15 protein-coding genes and 3 pseudogenes are annotated in these 21964 nt (G+C 54.6%); 9 read left to right on the top strand and 9 right to left on the bottom strand.

Features of this window, described 5'->3' with window-relative positions; all coding sequences use genetic code 11:
- Positions 1–219 precede the first annotated feature (219 nt).
- The 6 genes from metG (at position 220) to sanA (ending at position 7315) form a co-directional block, all read left to right on the top strand.
- On the top strand, positions 220–2307 hold the full coding sequence (gene metG, locus HA45_RS23895) for a methionine--tRNA ligase (RefSeq protein ID WP_276308756.1): 2088 nt from the start codon (positions 220–222) through the stop codon (positions 2305–2307).
- A 46-nt stretch (positions 2308–2353) separates the two neighbouring features.
- A complete protein-coding gene (locus HA45_RS23890) occupies positions 2354–2740 on the top strand; it encodes a CidA/LrgA family protein (protein ID WP_100701033.1) in 387 nt (128 codons plus the stop codon).
- Positions 2733–3425: a CidB/LrgB family autolysis modulator gene (locus HA45_RS23885; RefSeq protein ID WP_100701034.1), complete on the top strand. Its 693-nt coding sequence runs from the start codon at positions 2733–2735 to the stop codon at positions 3423–3425. Before HA45_RS23890 ends, HA45_RS23885 begins: the two co-directional genes overlap by 8 nt.
- 124 nt (positions 3426–3549) lie before the next feature.
- The gene (gene cdd, locus HA45_RS23880) at positions 3550–4446 is read left to right on the top strand and encodes a cytidine deaminase (protein WP_100701035.1); all 897 of its coding nucleotides are present in this window, start codon (positions 3550–3552) and stop codon (positions 4444–4446) included.
- A gap of 160 nt (positions 4447–4606) precedes the next feature.
- Positions 4607–6304, top strand: coding sequence for an NAD-dependent malic enzyme (locus HA45_RS23875; protein WP_100701036.1), 1698 nt, complete (start codon positions 4607–4609; stop codon positions 6302–6304).
- Positions 6305–6595: 291 nt separating this feature from the next.
- Entirely contained in the window at positions 6596–7315 is a 720-nt protein-coding gene (gene sanA, locus HA45_RS23870) for an outer membrane permeability protein SanA (RefSeq protein WP_100701037.1), read from the top strand.
- 1030 nt (positions 7316–8345) lie between these two features.
- Here the strand turns inward: sanA and mglC are convergent.
- The 7 genes and pseudogenes from mglC to HA45_RS23835 form a co-directional block, all read right to left on the bottom strand.
- The gene (mglC, locus tag HA45_RS23865) at positions 8346–9356 is read right to left on the bottom strand and encodes a galactose/methyl galactoside ABC transporter permease MglC (protein WP_100701038.1); all 1011 of its coding nucleotides are present in this window, start codon (positions 9354–9356) and stop codon (positions 8346–8348) included.
- A gap of 18 nt (positions 9357–9374) precedes the next feature.
- A pseudogene (mglA, locus tag HA45_RS23860) lies at positions 9375–10893 on the bottom strand (galactose/methyl galactoside ABC transporter ATP-binding protein MglA).
- 70 nt (positions 10894–10963) lie between these two features.
- The gene (mglB, locus tag HA45_RS23855) at positions 10964–11959 is read right to left on the bottom strand and encodes a galactose/glucose ABC transporter substrate-binding protein MglB (protein WP_100701040.1); all 996 of its coding nucleotides are present in this window, start codon (positions 11957–11959) and stop codon (positions 10964–10966) included.
- 272 nt (positions 11960–12231) lie between these two features.
- Positions 12232–13272: an HTH-type transcriptional regulator GalS gene (galS, locus tag HA45_RS23850; protein ID WP_100701041.1), complete on the bottom strand. Its 1041-nt coding sequence runs from the start codon at positions 13270–13272 to the stop codon at positions 12232–12234.
- Positions 13273–13413: 141 nt separating this feature from the next.
- Positions 13414–14574: a DUF418 domain-containing protein YeiB gene (gene yeiB / locus HA45_RS23845; RefSeq protein WP_100701042.1), complete on the bottom strand. Its 1161-nt coding sequence runs from the start codon at positions 14572–14574 to the stop codon at positions 13414–13416.
- Between the two features lie 51 nt (positions 14575–14625).
- Positions 14626–15291 carry a GTP cyclohydrolase I FolE gene (gene folE, locus HA45_RS23840; RefSeq protein ID WP_100701043.1) on the bottom strand — a complete coding sequence of 222 codons (666 nt, stop codon included), beginning with the start codon at positions 15289–15291 and terminating at the stop codon, positions 14626–14628.
- A gap of 125 nt (positions 15292–15416) precedes the next feature.
- Entirely contained in the window at positions 15417–16547 is a 1131-nt protein-coding gene (locus HA45_RS23835; protein ID WP_100701044.1) for a YbfB/YjiJ family MFS transporter, read from the bottom strand.
- Between the two features lie 104 nt (positions 16548–16651).
- Between HA45_RS23835 and ptrR the strand changes: the two genes are divergently transcribed.
- The 3 genes from ptrR to fghA are packed head-to-tail and all read left to right on the top strand — an operon-like array spanning position 16652 to position 19591.
- Positions 16652–17563, top strand: a complete 912-nt coding sequence (gene ptrR, locus HA45_RS23830; protein ID WP_100701045.1) for a putrescine utilization regulator PtrR — start codon at positions 16652–16654, stop codon at positions 17561–17563.
- Positions 17564–17612: 49 nt separating this feature from the next.
- Positions 17613–18737 carry an S-(hydroxymethyl)glutathione dehydrogenase/class III alcohol dehydrogenase gene (locus tag HA45_RS23825; RefSeq protein WP_100701046.1) on the top strand — a complete coding sequence of 375 codons (1125 nt, stop codon included), beginning with the start codon at positions 17613–17615 and terminating at the stop codon, positions 18735–18737.
- 11 nt (positions 18738–18748) lie between these two features.
- A complete protein-coding gene (gene fghA, locus HA45_RS23820; protein ID WP_100701047.1) occupies positions 18749–19591 on the top strand; it encodes an S-formylglutathione hydrolase in 843 nt (280 codons plus the stop codon).
- Between the two features lie 353 nt (positions 19592–19944).
- Here the strand turns inward: fghA and HA45_RS23810 are convergent.
- Together HA45_RS23810 and HA45_RS23805 are read right to left on the bottom strand one after the other, a co-directional pair.
- A pseudogene (locus HA45_RS23810) lies at positions 19945–20732 on the bottom strand (ABC transporter ATP-binding protein).
- Positions 20732–21755: pseudogene (locus HA45_RS23805) on the bottom strand (FecCD family ABC transporter permease). The pseudogenes HA45_RS23810 and HA45_RS23805 overlap by 1 nt, the downstream one beginning before the upstream one ends.
- Positions 21756–21964 lie beyond the last annotated feature (209 nt).

The raw sequence follows: 21964 nt of genomic DNA, 5'->3' as shown, positions 1-21964 counted from the left end.
GCCACATGACGCAGCGCTTTGAGGGTAGTCAGATTGTGATGCAGCGTCGGATGTTCAAAGTCACTCAGCACGCCGATAACCACAGCGCGTAATGCTTCGGGTGAATGATGTTCCCGGGATTGTGAAGTCATCCCAACTCCTTGTGTTTTCATAACGCCAGATATCGGCGGTGTGCTTTCAATAATATCAGATGCCGTCCAGTTGTGTTTACGCCAGAGGGTGCTTCGGGTAACATCTAAGCCCGATTTTTATTCACGGAACGCTACGCAAACTATGACTCAAGTCGCTAAAAAAATTCTGGTAACGTGCGCACTGCCGTACGCAAACGGTTCAATCCATCTCGGTCACATGCTTGAACACATTCAGGCTGACATTTGGGTCCGTTACCAGCGAATGCGTGGCAACCAGGTTTACTTCATCTGCGCAGACGATGCCCACGGCACGCCGATCATGCTGAAAGCACAACAGCTGGGTATTCCACCTGAGCAGATGATTGCCGAGATGAAGCAGGAGCACGAAACTGACTTCGCCGGCTTCGACATCAGCTACGACAACTATCACTCCACGCACGGCGACGAAAACCGTCAGCTGTCGGAGTTGATCTACGGTCGTCTGAAAGAGAACGGTTTCATTAAGAACCGCACCATTTCACAGCTGTACGATCCGGAAAAAGGCATGTTCCTGCCGGACCGTTTTGTGAAAGGCACCTGCCCGAAATGTAAGTCACCGGATCAATACGGCGATAACTGCGAAGTGTGCAGCGCGACTTACAGTCCTACCGAGCTGATCGATCCGAAATCCGTGGTATCTGGCGCGACGCCGGTGCTGCGTGATTCCGAGCACTTCTTCTTTGATCTGCCCTCGTTCAGCGCGATGTTGCAGACCTGGACGCGCTCGGGTGCGTTGCAGGAGCAGGTCGCGAACAAAATGCAGGAGTGGTTCGATTCAGGGCTGCAGCAGTGGGATATCTCCCGTGATGCGCCTTACTTCGGTTTCGAAATTCCTGACGCGCCGGGCAAATACTTCTACGTGTGGCTGGATGCGCCAATCGGTTACATGGGTTCCTTCAAGAACCTGTGCGACAAGCGCGGCAACATCGATTTCGATGAGTTCTGGAAAAAAGATTCTTCTACCGAGCTGTATCACTTCATCGGTAAAGACATTGTTTACTTCCACAGCCTGTTCTGGCCAGCGATGCTGGAAGGCAGCAACTTCCGCAAGCCGACCAACCTGTTCGTGCACGGTTATGTGACGGTGAACGGCGCGAAGATGTCCAAATCGCGTGGCACCTTCATCAAAGCCAGCACCTGGCTGCAACATCTGGATGCGGACAGCCTGCGTTACTACTACGCGGCGAAACTCTCTTCACGCATCGACGACATCGACCTGAATCTGGAAGATTTCGTGCAGCGCGTGAACGCCGATATCGTCAACAAAGTGGTTAACCTCGCGTCTCGTAACGCCGGTTTCATCACTAAGCGCTTTGGCGGCAAACTGGCGAGCGAATTGGCCGATCCGGCGTTGTATCAGACCTTTGTCGATGCGTCTGAGAAGATTGGTGAAGCCTGGGCGAGCCGCGAATACAACCGTGCAGTGCGCGAAATCATGGCGCTGGCCGATATTGCCAACCGTTATGTGGACGAGCAGGCACCGTGGGTGGTAGCGAAACAGGAAGGCCGCGATGCTGACCTGCAAGCGATCTGCTCAATGGGTATTAACCTGTTCCGCATTCTGATGACCTGGCTGAAGCCGGTGCTGCCTTCACTGACCGCACGCACCGAAGCTTTCCTTAACGCTGAACTGAGCTGGGATGCGATTGCGCAGCCGCTGCTGGATCACGATGTGGCACCATTCAAAGCCTTGTATGGTCGTATCGAAATGGCCAAAGTTGAAGGGCTGATTGAAGCGTCTAAAGAAGATGCGGCTGCGGCCAATAAACCTGCGGTAACTGGCCCGCTGGCAGATGCGCCGATTGGTGACACCATCACCATCGACGATTTCGCCAAAGTCGATATGCGCGTGGCATTGATCGAGAAAGCTGAGCTGGTTGAAGGTTCTGACAAGCTGCTGCGTCTGGAGTTGGATCTCGGTGGCGAGAAGCGCCAGATCTTCTCCGGCATTCGCGCAGCGTACCCGGATCCATCGGTACTGGTCGGCAAAATGACCATCATCGTCGCTAACCTGGCGCCGCGTAAGATGCGTTTCGGCGTGTCAGAAGGCATGGTGCTGTCAGCCGGTTCTGGCGGTTCAGACCTGTTCGTGCTGTCCGTTGATAGCGGCGCACAACCTGGCATGCAGGTGAAGTAATCGAACAAGCCGCCTAACGGGCGGCTTTTTTAATTGTGCCTTATTGATGGAGCCCGCCGTGCTAGCTGCTTGCTGGCGCTATATACGCGCCTTTGTGATTATTTATGCCGCGCTGTATGCCGGAAACGGTATTGCTGCCCTGCTGCCCATCACCATTCCCGGCAGCATCATCGGCATGCTGCTGCTGTTCACCTTGCTGGCGCTGCAAATTTTGCCGGTGGCGTGGGTGAAACCGGGCTGCCATTTGCTGATCCGCTACATGGCCCTGCTGTTCGTGCCAATCAGCGTTGGCGTGATGGGTTACACCGATATTCTCACCGCGCAGTTCGGCCCGATTGTGGTTTCCTGTTGTGTCAGTACCTTTATGGTGTTGCTGATTGTCGGACTGAGCGCCGAGCGGTTACAGCGCCCAAGGGAGCAGCCTCATGATTGATGCCTGGTGGTCATTGCCGCTCACCGTGGTGGCGTATCTGCTGGCGCGTAAGCTGGCGGCTAAGATTAATATTTCGATCGTCAACCCATTGCTGGTGGCGATGGCGATTGTCATCCCGATCCTGCTGCTGACGCACATCCCGTACACCCGTTACTTCGCTGGCAGCGCGTTCCTCAATCAGCTGCTGCAGCCTGCGGTGGTCGCGCTGGCATTGCCGCTGTACGAGCAGATGCATCAGATTCGCGCGCGCTGGAAAACCATTATCAGCGTCTGTTTTATTGGCAGCATTACGGCGATGGTGTCCGGCACGGCTATTGCGCTGTGGATGGGTGCCACGCCAGAAATTGCGGCGACGATTATGCCGAAATCGGTCACCACGCCGATTGCCATGGCAGTATCCGGTTCGCTGCACGGCATTCCCGCCATCAGCGCTATCTGCGTGTTGATTGCTGGCGTTCTCGGTGCGGTATTCGGTCATATGCTGCTGAATCTGTTTAAGGTGCACAGCAAGTCGTCACGCGGCCTGGCAATTGGCAACGCCTCACATGCTTTGGGCACCGCACGCGCGGCAGAGATCGATTATCAGGAAGGCGCGTTCAGTTCACTGGCGCTGGTGATTTGCGGCATTATTACTTCGCTGCTGGCACCGTTCCTTTTTCCGCTGCTGATGCACTGGTGGGGCTAAAACTTGCGAGAGATCTCGCAAAGTTGAAACAACTCAATCAGCTTGCATTGTCACAGCGACACAGATCACATATAACCCCTCAGGCGGCGCATCGCCGCTAACGCGTTAATGAGGTCACCACATCATGCATCCACGATTTACTGCTGCTTTCCCCGCCCTGCCCGCTGACTTGCAAACTGCGATTCAACCCTTGCTGGATTCGGCTGATTTTGACGGCGTACTGCGCCCGCAGGACGTGGCACGTCTGAAGCAGGAAACGGGGCTGGATGAGGATGCGTTAGCGCTGGCACTGCTGCCGATTGCCGCCTGCTGCGCGGTAGCGCCGGTGTCTCATTTTAATGTGGGAGCCATTTCACGCGGGGTGAGCGGTCACTGGTATTTCGGTGCCAATATGGAGTTCGAACACGCGCCGTTGCAGCAAACCGTGCATGCGGAGCAAAGCGCCATTACTCACGCCTGGCTGCGCGGTGAAGAGAAGCTCGACGCGATTACCGTCAACTACACGCCTTGCGGTCACTGCCGTCAGTTTATGAATGAACTGAACAGCGGGACGGCGATCCGCATCAGTCTGCCAGGCCGCGCCATCAGCACGCTGGGCGATTATCTGCCAGATGCCTTTGGCCCCGCCGATCTGAATATCACCGAACGTCTGTTAACGCCTATCGATCACGGCTTCACCGTGCAAGGTGATGACCTGCAACAGGCGGCGATTGATGCGGCGAATCACAGCCATGCGCCTTACAGTCACAGTTTTAGCGGCGTGGCCCTGCGCAGTGAAAGCGGCAAAATCTTCAGCGGGCGCTACGCCGAAAATGCTGCGTTTAACCCGAGTCTGCCGCCGTTACAGGCCGCATTGATTCTGATGAATATGAGCAATGAAACGCTCACCACGATTCAGCAAGCGGTATTAGCTGAGTGCCAGGGCAGTACGCTGAACCAGTTGGATGCCACGCGTGCGACGCTTTCGGCGCTGGGCTGTGAAGATTTTTCACTTACTTTAGTTTCGAAAACATCAGTTTAGTGATCCTTTCATCGCTTTTGTGACCAGCTATTAACAAAAGCTGTACATCCGCAGGAAAACTCATAGGATCGGGCGCCAGAACCATTTCATACGAAACAGGTCTGGCGTTACCTTTTCCCGGTGTCACGTCAGAAAATACTGCAACCGGAGCAAACACTGCATGGAACTCGACTACGAAAGTAAACGTCCGCTGTATATTCCTTACGCGGGCCCGATTCTGCTGGAATTTCCGCTGTTGAATAAAGGCAGCGCGTTCACTCTTGAAGAACGCAACGAATTTAACCTCAATGGCTTGCTTCCTGAAGCCGTTGAAACCATCGAAGAGCAGGCAGAGCGAGCCTGGCGTCAGTTCCTGGATTTCAAAAACAATAACGACAAGCACGTCTATCTGCGCAACATCCAGGACACCAACGAAACGCTGTTCTATCGCCTGCTCGATAATCATCTGGAAGAGATGATGCCAATCATCTATACCCCGACGGTTGGCGCTGCCTGTGAACACTTCTCTGAAATCTATCGTCGCGCGCGTGGCGTTTTCATCTCATATAATAACCGCGACCGCATTGAAGACATGCTGCAGAACGCCACCAAGCAGAACGTGAAGGTGATCGTGGTGACCGATGGCGAGCGTATTCTTGGCCTCGGCGACCTCGGCATCGGCGGCATGGGTATTCCAATCGGTAAGCTGTCGCTGTACACCGCGTGTGGCGGTATCAGCCCGGCGTACACCTTGCCAGTGGTGCTGGATGTCGGCACTAACAACCAGCAGTTGCTGAACGATCCGCTATATATGGGCTGGCGTCATCCGCGCATCACTGGCGAAGAGTATGCTGAATTCGTTGATGAATTTATTCAGGCGGTCAAACGTCGCTGGCCGAACGTGCTGCTGCAGTTTGAAGACTTCGCGCAGAAGAACGCCATGCCGCTGCTGGAGCGCTATCGCGACGAAGTGTGCTGCTTCAATGACGATATTCAGGGCACCGCTGCCGTCACCGTTGGCACCCTGATCGCCGCCAGCCGTGCGGCAGGCAGCCGTCTTTGCGAGCAGAAAGTGGTGTTCCTCGGCGCGGGTTCTGCCGGCTGTGGTATCGCTGAGCAAATCATCGCCCAGATGAAATCAGAAGGCCTGAGCGACGATGAAGCGCGTGCGCGCGTGATGATGGTCGATCGCTTCGGTCTGTTGACCGATAAACTGCCAAACCTGCTCGATTTCCAGAGCAAGCTGGTGCAGAAGAGTGAAACCCTGAAGAGCTGGGATGTGACCAGCGATTCGATTTCACTGCTGGACGTGGTACGCAACGCGCAACCGGATATTTTGATCGGCGTGTCAGGCCAGCCGGGCTTGTTCACCGAAGAGATCATCCGCGAGATGCATAAACACACCAAGCGCCCAATTGTGATGCCGCTGTCTAACCCAACTTCACGCGTGGAAGCCACGCCAGCCGATATCATCGCCTGGACCGACGGTGAAGCGCTGGTCGCCACTGGTAGCCCGTTTGCGCCAGTGACCTGGAAAGGTAAAACCTACCCGATTGCCCAGTGCAACAACTCCTATATCTTCCCGGGTATTGGTTTGGGTGTGATCGCCGCCGGTGCAACGCGTATCACCGATTCGATGCTGATGACTGCCAGCCGTTCGCTCGCTGACTGTTCGCCGCTGGTGAACGACGGTGAAGGCCCGGTGCTGCCAGAACTGAAGCACATTCAGGGCGTATCGAAGCTGATCGCGATGGAAGTGGGTAAAGCAGCACAGTTAGCTGGTGTGGCCGTGGTCACCTCAGAAGATGTGCTGTCGAAAGCTGTGAACAATAACTTCTGGCTGCCGCAGTATCGTCATTATCGCCGTACTTCTATTTAATTCAGCACTCGAGTTGCAGGACATAAGCGTCATCTCAAGCTTATGTCCTGCGCTTGCGCTGGCTTGCACGTCTGATCACGCGACAACTGCTGAAATCCCGGGACGTTTGCATAAATCAGTGACTGCGGCGCATTCACGCAACTCATGCAGCTGCCGTTTGAAGTATGTCGAGTAGCGTTAGTACCGGCTTCGCTTAAAATATCGCCAGCTAACCCGCGTAAACTTGCTTCGCGACTCCGCCTCAAGTAGCCTTTAGCCATCCTTTTTTTCGCCAACTGAGTGCTTACGCGCATGATTAAACGCGTTTTCTTTGGTCTGTTTTTCATCATCTTATTGATGGTGGCGACCGCACTCGGCCTGGATCGCTGGATCAGCTGGAAAACGGCCCCCTTTATCTACGAAGATGTTACCTCGCTGCCGCATCGTCAGGTCGGCGTGGTCTTAGGAACCGCCAAGTATTACCGCACTGGCGTAATCAATCAGTATTACCTTTATCGTATTCAGGGCGCGCTTAACGCTTATAACAGCGGCAAGGTGAATTATCTGCTGCTGAGCGGTGATAATGCGCTGCAAAGCTACAATGAACCGATGACCATGCGCCGCGATCTGATTAAAGCCGGTGTCGATCCTGCCGACATCGTGCTGGATTATGCCGGATTCCGTACGCTGGATTCGATAGTGCGCACGCGTAAAGTATTCGATACCAACGATTTCATTATTATCACGCAGCGTTTCCACTGCGAACGCGCGCTGTACATCGCCCAACATCTGGGGATTCAGGCGCAGTGTTTTGCGGTGCCTTCACCGAAAAATATGCTGTCGGTGCGTTTCCGTGAAGTTGGCGCACGCTTGGGCGCGCTGGCAGATTTGTATTTGATGAAACGCGAACCCCGCTTCCTCGGCCCGCTGGTTCCGATTCCAGCAGTACATGAAGTGCCGGAAGATGCGCAAAGTTATCCGGCGGTGACGCCTGAGCAGCTGCTGGATTTGGAAGAGAAGTTGCAGAAGTGAGTGTTTTTTAGCCGCTGAGTTTGCAGTGATAACACCGTCTGGTGCCGCTTCAGGCTACTGCGATAACGCTGTCTGGTGTCGCTTTCGACTGCTGTGATTACGCTGTCTGGTGTCGCTTTGGGGGCTGCCGGTCCTCGCGCCGCTAGCGCGGTGCCTTCACGCCGTTCGTCTGCCTTACGGAACGGCGGGGGATGGCACATCCATGTGCCGCCCCGCCTTCCGCCCGCATCCATGCGGGCTATCCTGGCATCCTCACTCTGTTCAGCGCTGCGAAATGCCTGCCCCCAAAGCAACACCAGCCAGCTCCTAAACTTTATTGCGTGCTGTTAAAAAAGGACACGCAGCCTCAGGCCAAAGTCGAACACTTGCAAGGGCTATGCTCGGATGCCGTGCATTTGGTCTCAAGACAGGCACAACGATGTTGCTTTCTCTCTTTACCACCGCAAAAGCCATCTGCAAAAAGTACAGCATCTGTTCAATTAACGTGCACAACGTTTGGGAACATAGCCCTCTCCTGCTTAAAAGACTATCCGCAGAAGAAACGAATACAACGTTTGAGACCATAGCTTTTTGCTGCTGAAAGGGCTATCCGCAGAAGCCGCATATTTTTGAAAAAACGGGCACAACGTTTGAGGCCAAAGCTCCTCTGCTGCTGCAAGGGCTATCCGCAGAAGCCGCATATTTTTGAAAAAATGGGCACAACGTTTGAGGCCAAAGCCCCTCTGCTGCTGCAAGGGCTATCCGCAGCGCTAAGGCTTTTACGTTGGGCCAGGAGCCAGTCGCATGGATGCGGCTGGCAGTTCGGGTTGGCCTGGATGGCCTTACCCGAACGGTCCGTAGGCACGACGTGGAAGCCGAGGGCACCGCGTCAGCGGCGCGAGGACTGCCCGGCAGCAGCAGAGGGGCTTTGAGCCCTCACCGCACCCGCCCTTGGCCCTTGCCCTCAGCCCTCAGCAACCTACAAAAATAAAAAGGCCACCATTCATAAAATGGCAGCCTTTTGCAGTGATGTTTTGCTGTGTGCTAAGTCTTATTTTTTACGTGCGTACTTCAGTGAATCCAGTGCAACGGCGAAGATGATAATGCCGCCCTTGATAATGTACTGCCAGTAAGGGTTCACGCCGATGTAGGTCAAACCGTAGTTAATGACGGTAAAGATAATCACACCGGTCACCACGCCTGCAACGGTACCTACACCACCGGCAAACGACACGCCGCCCACCACACAGGCCGCAATCGCATCCAGTTCATACATAAAACCGAGGTTGTTGGTGGCGCTACCGATACGGCCCGCTTCCAGCATCCCGCCGAAGGCGTAAAACACACCTGACAACGCATACACCAGAATCAGGTTCAACGGCACGTTAACACCTGACACGCGTGCGGCTTCCGGGTTACCGCCGATGGCAAAGATATTCTTACCGAAGCGCGTTTTGTTCCACAGAATCCAGACGAAAATGATGGCAATAAACGCGTAGAAGGTAATGAACGATAGCTTGAAATCACCGAAACGCAGGAAGCCCTGAGCGAAGGTGGAGAAGCCAGTGTCAAAACCTGCCACCGGTGATGCGCCTACGTAGTCGTAATACAGCGAGTTAATGCCGTAAACGATAATCATGGTGCCCAATGTGGTGATAAACGGCGTCACCTTCAGATAAGCAATGATCACGCCGTTCACCAGACCAATCACGCCACCAATGATGCACACGGTCAGGATCACCAGTGGAATCGGAACGGTATCCAGATGTGGGAACACCTTGTTGGCGTTATCCATGGATTGCAGCAGGGTAGCCGCAACCACCGCAGCCAAACCGACCTGACGACCGGCTGACAGGTCAGTACCCTGCGTGACGATCAAACCGGCCACGCCCAGCGCGATGATAATACGCACTGAAGATTGGGTCAGAATGTTACTCAGGTTCATCAAACTTAAAAACGTCGGATCCTGGAAAATAATAATAGCCAGCAGTACCAACAGGACAACGTAGATGCCGCCCTCTTTTAACCAGGTTAGCGCATTCTTTTTAGTAGTCGCTTTCATGTTAAAGCCCTTGCTTCATTAAAGGTGTAATGACGCTAAACGCAGGATTTCATTCTGCGAGGTCGTTTTGGTCTCGACAATGCCCGCTACCAGGCCATTACTCATCACTAAAATACGATCGGTAATCCCCAGCAACTCTGGCATTTCAGAAGAAATAATAATGATGCCCTTCTCTTTCTTCGCCAGTTCGGAAATAAGCTGATAAATTTCAAACTTAGCGCCAACATCAATACCGCGCGTCGGTTCATCCAGCATTAAAATTTCAGGCTGGGTTAATAACCAACGACCGATAATAACCTTTTGCTGGTTACCACCGGAAAGCGAACCAATTTGAGTGTGATGACCTGGCGTTTTCACGCGCATCGAATCAATCACCCACTGGGTATCACTTTTCATGCGTTTATTATCGAGCAGGCCAAGGCTGGATTTATATTTTTAATATTGGAAATAAGCGAGTTAAATCCAATATCCAGATAGGCATAAATCCCGGTTGAACGACGCTCTTCCGTCACCAACGCAAAGCCGTGGTTAATGGCTTCATTGGCGCTGTGATTATTGATCGTTTTACCGTGCAGTTTAATGGTGCCGCCTGACTTCTCGCGGATACCAAACAGGGTTTCAACGATATCGGTACGTTTAGCGCCCACCAATCCCGCTACGCCAAGAATCTCACCTTTGCGCAAGTCGAAGGAGATATCGCGAATCGACGGCTGACGCAACGAGGTTAAATGGCGCACCTCAAGGATGGTTTCGCCCGGCACGTTAGTCTTGTCAGGGAAACGCTGGTTCAGTGAACGGCCCACCATCATGGAAATAATCTTATCCATATCCAGCCCTTCCAGCGGCTGGGTGGCGATCCACTGCCCGTCACGCAAAATAGTAATCTCATCACACAGCTGGAAAATCTCTTCCATTTTATGCGAGATATACACAATGCCGCAGCCACGATCTTTCAGCTTACGGATAATGGTGAACAGGTGGTTCACTTCTTTTTCGGTCAGCGACGAAGTCGGTTCATCCATGATGACGATTTTGCGTCATAGGAGAACGCCTTGGCAATCTCAATCATCTGCATTTGCGAAACAGAAAGATTGGCGACCTTATCGCGCGGATCGATATCAATATCTAATTCATCAAAGATCGCTTTGGTATCGCGATACATTTTATCCTGATCGACAAACACGCCTTTACGTGGATAGCGGCCAAGCCACATGTTATCCATCACGTTGCGTTGCAAGACCAGGTTTAATTCCTGATGCACCATCGACACGCCATTTTCCAGCGCTTCTTTGGAGCTTTTATAATCAATCTCTTCACCCTGAAACAGGATGCTCCCCGTATCTTTTTTATAAATGCCAAACAGGCATTTTAATAATGTGGATTTTCCGGCACCGTTTTCGCCCATTAAGGCATGGACGGAGTGCGGCCGCACTTTCAAATTCACATTATCTAAGGCTTTCACCCCTGGAAATGATTTCGAGACATTCGTCATCTCCAGCAGATATTCTCGCTGTGCGGTCGGATTCTCACTGGCCATAATTTACCTGGCTAAATAAAACGTGGGTCAGATGCAATAAGGCGCGGCGTACTGCCGCGCCCGGAACGTATTACTTCACAAACTGAGACAGGTTTTCTTTATCAACCGGTACGTAAGGAACACGTACGATTTTGTTTTCCATCTTGAAGTTAGTGCCAGCCGTTGGCTCTTTGCCATCTGCCAGGTTCTTCGCGATATCGATAGTGGCTTTCGCCTGGTTTTCCGCATCGTTCAGCACGGTACCGGCCATTGCGCCAGATTTCACCAGTGACAGCGCTTCTGGCAACGCATCCACACCAAACACTGGAATGCTGGTTTTGTTGTGCGCTTTCAGCGCTTCAACAGCACCCATTGCCATGGCATCGTTGTTGGCGATGATCACTTCGATTTTGTTGCCGTTCGGGCCAGACAGCCAGGCGTCAACTTTGTCTTTTGCCTGTGCGGTGTCCCACATCGCGGTATCCATCGACAGCTGCTGGGTTTTGAAGCCATCAGTGTTCAATGTTTCAATCACGTATTTGGTACGCGCTTCGGCATCCGGATGGCCTGGCTCGCCTTTCAGCAGGGCAAACTGAATCTGACCATCTTTGTTCAGATCCCATGCTGGGGTCGCTTTCCAGTGCTTCTCAATCAGCTTGGCCTGAATGATGCCTGACTCTTTTGAATCGGTGCCCACGTAGTAAGCTTTCGGATAGCTGGCCAGCACTTTGGCGTTAGGTTCTTTGTTGAAGAACACCACTGGTACATCGTTGGCTTTTGCTTTGTCGATCACCACTGCCGCAGCAGCAGGGTCAACCAGGTTGATCGCCAGCGCTTTCACGCCTTTGGCCATCAGTACGTCAATCTGGTCATTCTGGGTAGACTGGCTGTTCTGCGAGTCATTCATCAGCAATTGAATGCCGCCCAGTTTTTTGGCTTCGCTGTCGATGTCCTTGCGAACCATAGACATGAAGTTGTCGTCGTATTTATAAATCGTCACGCCAATGCGGGTATCGGCGGCGTGCGCAGTTGCACCAAACATCATGCTGGCAACCAGTGCTGTGAGCGTGAAAACCTTCTTATTCATGGTATCTCCGGTTTTTATGTAGGGCATATCATCGCGCTGCGTTACCTGCGGGCAACCAGCGCAGTCGGTTCAAACTCATTCACCATCGCAATCCTGACTTCCCTGTACGTAAACGCTTCCTGAAGAGTGTTGTGAACTATTTCAATCGGCTACTGAAACCTGACGGGAGAAGGAGAACCCGGCGTTACATGATGTTTCAGTCCGGTAAGACGCTGCCATCATAGTGAGCGCCATGTTAATTAACTGTGAATGTAATCACAGATTGGAAACGGTTACACAGCGCTATCGCCTGAATTAGTGACCGACTCCACAATTTGCCGCTGGGCCACCGAATGACGACGCACTAAGGTCGGCATAAAGCAGTGTGAAGCCAGAGGATCGAGTTCGCCCGCGGCACCTTTCAATGCCAGTTCGGTGGCTAATTTAGCCATGGAAACAATAGGATAACGAACGGTTGTTAGCTGCGGGTCGGTGTAACGTGAGATAGGAATGTCATCAAAGCCGATGACAGAGAAGTGTTGCGGCACCTGAATGCCATTGTCTTTCAATGCCGTCAGCGCACCCGCTGCCATGCCGTCACAGTAAGAGAAAATGGCGGTTAAATGCAGGTTACGGCCAAGTAACTCCACCATCGCCGCTTCGCCGCCCTGCATGTCCGGTTCACCATGGGCAATCCAGGACTCTTGCGGGCGAATCCCCTGCTCTGACAGGGCTTGCAGCCAGCCTTCACGCCGCTGGGTGACATCTTCAATCGGATGACTGGAGCTTAGATAACCAATGCGCTGATGCCCCTGTTGTAACAGCATGCGCGTGGCCATCAGCGAACCCGTTACATTATCAAGACAGACACAACGATGTTCATAACCGGGAATTGTGCGGTTTATCAATACCATACCGGGAACCTGGTCCATAAAACTGGCCAGTTCAGCGTCTGAAAGCGTTTTCGCGTGCACCACTAATGCGTTACATCGCTGACGGATCAGCACCTCAATCGCATGGCGTTCTTTCTCTTCCTGATGCCAGGAATTGCTGATCAATACGTGTTTGTGCACGCGCTGAGCCACGGTGTCTACGGCTTTCACCAGCGCGCCAAAGAAGGGATCGGATACGTCCATCACCACCACGCCGATGGTATCGCTGACCTGGGTTGCCAGTGCCTGCGCGTTGGCGTTTGGCCGATAACCCAGCGCTTCCACCGCCAGCAGCACGGCTTCGCGGGTATCAGGGGTGACTGCACTGCTGTTATTGAGCACACGTGAGACGGTGGCAACTGACACACCGGCCTGACGGGCGACATCTCGAATCGTTATCATGCAGCTGTTCCACAGAGGAGAAAATGCGCGACAGGCGCGCAACGGCGCTATTCTGTCAGGGCATTTTGTTTAGCTGCGTGAATCACGTCACACGGATGAAAACGGTTACATACAAATCTGCAACCTTTGTGATGAACATCATTATCTGCGCGGGGTGGTTTTGTCTGGTTTCCCTGCGGCAAGGCGGGTGAGCTGACGCCAAATCCACTCCAGCGGCCCCTGAGGGAAGAAGCGCAACCAGAGCACGGAAAACAGGATATTAACCAACCAGATAGCCGGCACAAAGGCCAGCAGATGCAGGCGGTCAAATTTCATAAACAGGTTAAAGCGATAGAACAGCGTGGTGCAGATCAGGGTCTGTAACAGGTAGTTGCTCAACGCCATACGACCGACGCATTGCAAGGCATAGCTGAAACGTGTTTCACCGATTTGCGGCCAAAAGCCAAAGCACAACGCAGCGTAACCGAGACTGATAAATGGACTGGCCAGATCGCGCGGTAGTTGCAGGAAGAATCCGCTCCAACGGAATTCCCAGCCCAGCAGCCACTGCGCCACAATACCCGGAATGGCGATCAGCCAACCGATGGTCAGCAACAAGGCAGCGGAACGGCGATAATGCTGCACGCTAAACTCACCTTTCAACCAGCCGCTGCGCATCAGCGCCGCACCAATGAGCATCAATCCCGCCAGCTGCCAGCCATATTGCGACGCCAGCGCCATCAGACCGGATGAAAGATGATCGAGGCGATTCTGGATCGCTTCCGCACCGCCCACCAGCTTCCAGTAACTTTCATACTCAAGATCTGCCGCGCCCGGCAGCCACGAACGGCCGGGCTCCGGACTGGAAATTCCCCAGAACACCAGCAGCACGCCGCAGCCAATCAGGTACAGCAGCGCACCGGTTTGCAGCAAGGCTTTTTCCGAGGGGACTTCACGCAGCATGCGCCAGATGATCAGCCCAATCAGGCCGTAATCCAGCAGGATATCCCCTTCCCAAAAGAAGAGGCCATGTATGAAGCCCAGCAAAACCAGCAGGGTTAAACGCGCCGACATCCAGCGACTGCCACGCGGAGTTTGCAGATAAAGCCCGGCTCCGAACAACAGCGCAAACAGCGTGAGGAATTTCAGCTGCGCCAGGCCATCCATGATCGCCCAGGTCCAGGCATCAGAAAGCGAGATATCGCCCTGCCATGCCGGATTGAGGTAAGCCGCCGAGGGCAAGCCAAAACCGACAATATTGAGCAACAGAATGCCGAGGATGGCGCAACCACGAATGAAATCCAGCGCAAGATAGCGTTGCATCGAATGACCTGACGGAAAGAGAAAACGGGCGGCGATCTGCCGCCCAAAGAATTAGCTGTGACGTACCGCGCGCAAAAACTCCTGGCGCGTGTTCTGGCTGGATTTGAACAGACCACCCAGAGATGTGGTGGTAGTGGCGCTGGTGGCATCTTTCACGCCACGCGCTTTCACGCAGTAATGCACCGCATCAATCGATACCGCTACATTGTTGGTGCCCAACAGCGTTTGCAGTGCCACCAGCACTTGCTGGGTTAAGCGCTCTTGTACCTGTGGACGCTGGGCAAAGAACTGCACGATGCGGTTGATTTTCGACAGGCCAATCACCTTCTCTTTCGGGATATAAGCCACGGTCGCTTTACCGTCGATGATCACGAAATGGTGCTCACAGGTGCTGGTCAGCGTGATATCGCGCACGGTAACCATCTCATCAACCTTCATCTTGTTTTCGATGACGGTGATTTTCGGGAAGTTAGCGTAATCAAGACCTGAGAAGATTTCATCCACATACATCTTGGCGATGCGGTGCGGGGTCTCCATCAGGCTGTCATCTTCCAGATCCAGATTCAGCAGCTGCATGATTTGCGTCATATGACCAGCAATTTCATGCTTGCGGGTTTCGTCATCCATCTCGCGCACCGGGGCGCGTAACGGCGTTTCCAGGCCACGCGCCAGCAGCGCTTCGTGAACCAGGGCGGCTTCCTGACTTAAGGTGCTCATCGTACTCTTTCTCCGGCAGGTGATGCGCCCGCAGATCGTCGCCTGCGGGGGAAATTCTGAGCGCGTATTGTGAAACACAACGCGCGCGTAATCCAGCAATCAATCCAATCGGAGATGAAAGCTTTTCATGGTGTCGAACGGCGTAGCACCAGCAAGCCCGCCAAAATCAACGCCCCGCCAGCCACCCATAAGGCAGGATCAAGACGATGCCATAACAGGCTGGAAATCCACGACAGCAGCGGACCGCCCAGCTGCCCAACCGCGTAACCGGTGGTCAGCAATCCGGCCAGGTAGCGCGCGTGATGCGGCGCCAGTTCACGACCATATTGCAAGGTCAGCTGCACCACACATAAGAATCCGCCGCCCACTAACAGCGCGCTGATCAACAGCCCATCCAGCCCCGGCAAAACGATCGCCGAAATCACGCCCAAAGCCTGCGCCCAGAGCACCACTGCCAGCCGCGCATGGCTGCTGCCCCAGTGCCGCGTCAAAATACCGAGCACAATACCGATCACCGCCGCACCGCCAAACACCGGCCAGACAAACTGTGCCAGCGCACTGTCCGGGAAACGCGCGGCTGTCATTTGAGACAAAAAGGTGGCAGGCAGAATGTAACCAAAACCGGCGAGGCTGTAGCTCAGCACCAGGCGTTTCAGGTTACCGTTGAGCACCAGCGGCGCAGGGGCTTGATCGGGACGATGTAACTGCCCGCTGCGCGGTAAAAAGCGCGCAATGGCAGCGATGAAGATCAACGCCAGTAAACCATAAGCCGCCCAGCCCAATGCCGCACTGGCACCGCTGGCATGCAGCACAACCGCTAGCATACCGCTGATGAAAATACCGGTGCCGGGCCCGGCAAACACCGCCGCCGAGAGTCCAGGACGTCCATGATGCAGCAGCTGTTCATTGCTCCATGCCGCAATCAACACCATGGCCCAGCCGCTGGCACCGCCAATCACGAAGCGGATCAATCCGTGCAGCCACGGTCCACTGACGCAGGCTGAGAGCAGCGTTAACACGACCGCACCCCAAACGCCCAGCTGCAAACGCCACTCCACGCCCTTTCGTGCGCGCATGGCATCAAAGGATCCACACAGATAACCTAAATAGTTGAGCGCAGCGACTAAACTGGCACTGGTCAAGGTTAATTGGTGGTCCTGGATCATCAACGGGACCTGCGGCGTGAAAGCAAACCGCCCAATCCCCATCGCAACCACTAAACTTAAAAACGCGCTCAACGCGACACGAAACGCCATTTCAACTCCAGTTAAGATTCTATTAGCACTTGTCATCAGCATGCATGACGTTTAGACTCACGAAAAGTGAATAATACTAACCAAGTTGTTTACGGAAAGAGAATATGGATTTAGTACAGCTCCGCATGTTCTGTTCTGTGGCCGAGACCGGTTCGCTGGCGCGCGCCGCAGAACTTCTGCATCGCGTGCCCTCCAATCTCACAACGCGTCTGCGCCAGTTGGAAGAAGAAATCGGCGTTGATCTGTTTATCCGTGAGAAGCAGCGCATTCGTCTGTCGCCAATGGGGCACAATTTCCTGAATTATGCCCAGCGCATCCTCAGCCTGAGCGATGAGGCGCTGAACATGGCGCGCGCCGGTGAACCGGGCGGTAATTTCGCCTTTGGTTCGATGGAGAGCACCGCCGCCACGCGCCTGCCGGGTTTGCTGGCTGCCTATCATCAACGATTTCCCACTGTGGCGCTATCGCTGGTGACCGGCACGTCTGGCGATATCATCGATAAGGTGCGCGCGGGCACGCTGGCGGCCGCGCTGGTCGATGGCCCGGCAAGCCATGACGATCTCAACGGCTGTATCGCCTTCCGTGAAGAGATGGTGCTAATCACCAGCCTTGATCACGGACCGATTCACAACGCGCGTGATACCCAGAACGACACGCTGTTTGCTTTTGGCAACAGCTGTTCCTACCGCACCAAGCTCGAGTCCTGGTATCGCGAAAGCCAGACCTCGCCCAAAAGCGTGATGGAGATTCAGTCTTATCACGCGATGGTGGCGTGCGTGGCAGGCGGCGCGGGCGTAGCGATGATTCCGGCCTCAGTACTGACGCAAATGCCGGGCGCCGCGCGCGTGCAGGAACATACCTTACCCCCGGCATACCGCGACACGGCCACCTGGCTGATGTGGCGCCGCGATGCTTTCACGCCAAACGTGGAAGCACTGAAATATTTGATTATTGAAATGTTTGACGACCGCCCACTTAACGATGAGTTGCTGCATCCCCTGCAAGCCGCTGAGTGAGCTTTTTTGACTTGTATCGAATCACGACATCTATAGGAAGAGAGACCGCATGAACATGATTAAAACCCGTGCCGCCGTTGCCTGGGCAGCTGGCGAACCACTGAAAATTGAAGAAGTGGATTTGATGCCGCCGCAAAAAGGTGAAGTGCTGGTGCGCATCGTCGCCACTGGCGTATGTCACACCGATGCTTACACCCTGTCAGGTAAAGATCCGGAAGGCGTGTTCCCGGCGATTCTGGGCCACGAAGGCGGCGGCGTGGTGGAAGCGGTCGGTGAAGGCGTGACCAGCGTGGCGGTCGGCGATCACGTGATCCCGCTTTATACCCCAGAGTGCGGTAAATGTAAGTTCTGTCTGTCAGGTAAAACCAACTTGTGTCAGGCAATCCGCTCCACACAAGGTAAAGGTCTGATGCCAGACGGCACCACCCGCTTCTTCAAAGACGGTAAGCCGATCTTCCACTACATGGGCACCTCAACCTTCTCTGAGTACACCGTGGTGCCGGAAATCTCACTGGCGGTGATCAGCAAAGAAGCGCCACTGGAAGAAGTGTGTCTGCTGGGCTGCGGCGTCACCACCGGTATGGGTGCCGTGATGAATACCGCCAAAGTGAAAGAAGGCGATACCGTGGCGATCTTCGGCCTCGGCGGCATTGGTTTGTCGGCGATTATCGGTGCGAAAATGGCGAAAGCCGGTCGCATCATCGGCATCGATCTGAACACCAGCAAATTCGATCTGGCGCGCAAACTGGGTGCCACCGATCTGATCAACCCGAAAGATTACGATAAGCCGATTCAGGATGTGATCGTTGAACTGACTGACGGCGGCGTCGATTACTCCTTTGAGTGCATCGGTAACGTGAACGTGATGCGTTCTGCGCTGGAGTGCTGCCACAAAGGCTGGGGCGAGTCAGTGATTATCGGCGTGGCCGGTGCCGGTGAAGAGATCTCCACGCGTCCGTTCCAGCTGGTGACCGGTCGTGTATGGCGCGGTTCGGCGTTTGGTGGCGTGAAAGGTCGCACCCAGCTGCCGGGCATCGTGCAGGATTATCTCGATGGCAAGTTTGCACTGAATGACTTCATCACACACACCATGCCGCTGGAAGAGATTAACGAGGCCTTTGATCTGATGCACGAAGGGAAATCTATTCGTTCGGTTGTGCATTTTAACAAGTAAAAGGAGGCGTTATGGCATCCACTCTGGAACTGCTGGAAGAACATCGTATCTTCGGCGGCTGGCAGCAGCGCTGGCGTCATCAGTCGGCGGTGCTGAACTGCCCGATGACCTTCAGCATTTTCTTGCCGCCACCGCAGGATGACACGCCGCCGCCGGTGGTGTGGTTTCTCGCCGGGCTGACCTGTAGCGATGAGAACTTCACCACCAAAGCCGGTGCGCAGCGCGTTGCCGCTGAGCTGGGTCTGGTGCTGATTATGCCGGACACCAGCCCGCGCGGCGACGAAGTGGCCAACGACAGCGGTTACGATCTTGGTCAGGGCGCAGGTTTTTACCTCAACGCCACGCAGCAGCCCTGGGCGGCGCACTATCGTATGTTCGCTTATCTCAGCGAGGAGTTGCCGGCCCTGGTGGCGGACAACTTCAAAGTGAGCGATCGTCAGTCGGTGATGGGCCATTCAATGGGCGGACATGGCGCGCTGGTCCTGGCGCTGCGACTCGGTGGACGTTTTGCCTCGGCGTCAGCGTTTGCGCCGATCGTGAATCCTGCGGAAGTGCCGTGGGGACAAAAAGCGTTCACCGCTTATCTGGGAGAAGATCGCCAAACCTGGCGCGAGTGGGACAGCTGCCTGCTGATGCAGGACGTGGAGCATCGCTTGCCGATTCTGATCGATCAGGGGGATAGCGATCAGTTCCTCGCCGATCAGCTGCGTCCGGATCGCCTGGAAGCAGTGGCACGTGAACGAGGTTTCCCGCTGGAGCTGCGTGTCCAGCCGGGTTACGACCACAGCTACTTCTTTATCGCCAGCTTTGTCGAGGACCATCTGCGGTTCCACGCGAAGCATCTGTTGGTGTAGCTCACGTTAATTGATGTAGATAACAGTAAGGGCGCACCAGGTGCGTAATGATCGTCAGTTAAGCTGACGGATGATAACGCAGTCTGGTGCCGTTCAGGGGCGGGCGGTCCTCGCGCCGCTGCGCGGTACCTTCACTTCATTCGTCTGCCTGACGGAACGGCGGGGATGGCACATCGTGTGCCGCCCCGCCTTTCGCCCGCATCCATGCGTGCTCTCCTGGCAGACTCATTACGTTCAGCGCTGCGGATTGCCCGCCCCTGAACGTCACCCGCCTGCTCTGAAGCTTCAGTGAGTTTTGTTCAAAAGGGCACGATAGTGAAGGCCAGATTGAGCCTTAGCGTCTTATCCGGCGGTTAAACCAGCGACTCCGCCACCAGCCCATCGATCATCACCTGCGGCATCCCCTGCGAGCAATGTTCAATACGCCCGCGCACACCATATACCTGCGCCAATGTATCCGACGTAATCACCTGAGATGCTCGCCGTCAGCAAGTAAGGTGCCTTCTTTCAGCATTAATGCATGGTCGGCATGACGCAGTGCGATATTGATATCATGCACCACCACCACCGTAACGATATTACGCAGGCGAGTTTCACGACGTACCAGATCCATCACGTGGAACTGGTAGTTAAGATCGAGCGCGCTCAGCGGTTCATCCAGCAACAGCAGTTCGGGACGACGAATCAGCGATTGGGCTAAGCCCACCAGCTGTTTCTGACCGCCGGACAGCTGATCCAGATAGCGCATCGCCAGATGGGCAATGCCCAGCTGTTCCAGCAGATGCATGATCTCGGCTTCGCTCGACGCGCTGTGCAAACCACCGGAGGCACGCTGCGCGACAATGATCGATTCCAGCACGTGCAGATGCACTCCAGCGGGTAAGCTTTGCGGCAGATAAACCACGCGCTGAGCACGACGCGCAAACGGCTGGGTCATTAACTCTTCGCCATTCAGCCACAGCTCGCCCTGCCCTTTGTTCAGACCGGCCAGCGCACGCAGCAGCGTCGATTTCCCGCAGCCGTTGGGTCCCAGCAACACAGTGATTTTGCCGCGCGGCAGTGCCGGGACGTTGAGATCTTCAATGACTTTACGCTTCGGATAACCGGCGTAGAAATGGCTGAGACGCAATCCCTGTTCCATTACACCGTCCCCCGATGACGCAGAATAATACTCAGGAAGAACGGCACGCCAACCAGCGAGGTCACAATACCAACTGGAATGATCACGCCTGGAATCAGGTTCTTCGACGCTACTGAGGCCAGTGACAGCACCAGCGCACCGACCAGTGCACTGGCTGGCAGATAGTAGCGGTGATCTTCACCAAACATCATGCGGGCAATATGCGGTGCGACCAGACCGATAAAACCAATCGGCCCAACAAAGGCTACCGCCAGCGCGGAGAGAATACTGATACGCAGCAGCGTTGCGAGACGCAGACGACGCACGTCGATACCAAAGCTCACGGCGCGATCTTCACCGAGGCGCAGTGCGGTCAGTTTCCAGCTGCTCAGCATCGAGAACGGAATCAGGATGGCGAAAGCGCCGTGAGCACGCCGAGTTTTTCCCACGAGCGCGCGCCAGGCTGCCCATGGTCCAGAACACCAGGCCCTGCAGAGTATCTTCGCTGGCGATGAACTGCATCATGGAAACCAGTGCATTGAAGGTGAACACCAGCGCGATGCCGAACAGCACCACACCTGAAGTCGATACTTTGGTCCAGCGCGTGACGCCATCCAGCATCAGCGCCGCAAACAGCGCAAACACAAAGGCGTTAGCGGAGATAAACCACTGGTCCGGCACACCGGGAATTCCGATACCGAGAATAATCGCCAGCGCCGCGCCAAAGGCTGCCGCTGAAGAGACGCCAAGCGTAAACGGACTCGCCAGCGGGTTATTGAGGATGGTTTGCATCTCAGCACCGGCCAGACCCAGCGAGAAGCCGACCACCACCGCCATCAGCGCATACGGCAGACGAATATCCCAGACGATCACGCGCGTGCCCGCATCTACCGCATCGGGATGGGTGAGCGTTTGCCATAGCGTGTCGAGGGATAGCCCGGCCGGGCCAAGGGTGAAATCAAGAATCACTGACGCCAGAATCGCCAGTACCAGTACACCAATCAGCATTAAGCGCTGACGTAATACCTGACGATATCGCGTCATGGTATCGGCTTCGCGGTTATTTTCCGCCAGCAGCGCGGAATCCGTGGTCTGCATTGTTCTACCTGTTTCTTGTCGAAATCATAACGGCAGCCACAATAGTGCAGGTGATAATAATTATCAATTATATCTGTATGACAAAGCCCATAACGTTGTAACGCGGTTCATCTTTGCCAAAAAAAACGCCGCTACCCAAAGGCAGCGGCGTTATA

It is taken from the genome of Pantoea rodasii, from assembly GCF_002095465.1.
In the GTDB taxonomy this organism is placed as follows: Bacteria; Pseudomonadota; Gammaproteobacteria; order Enterobacterales; family Enterobacteriaceae; genus Pantoea; species Pantoea rodasii.
The sequence above is the reverse complement of the archived record's forward strand: the minus strand, read 5'-3'. Positions and strand labels throughout refer to the sequence as shown.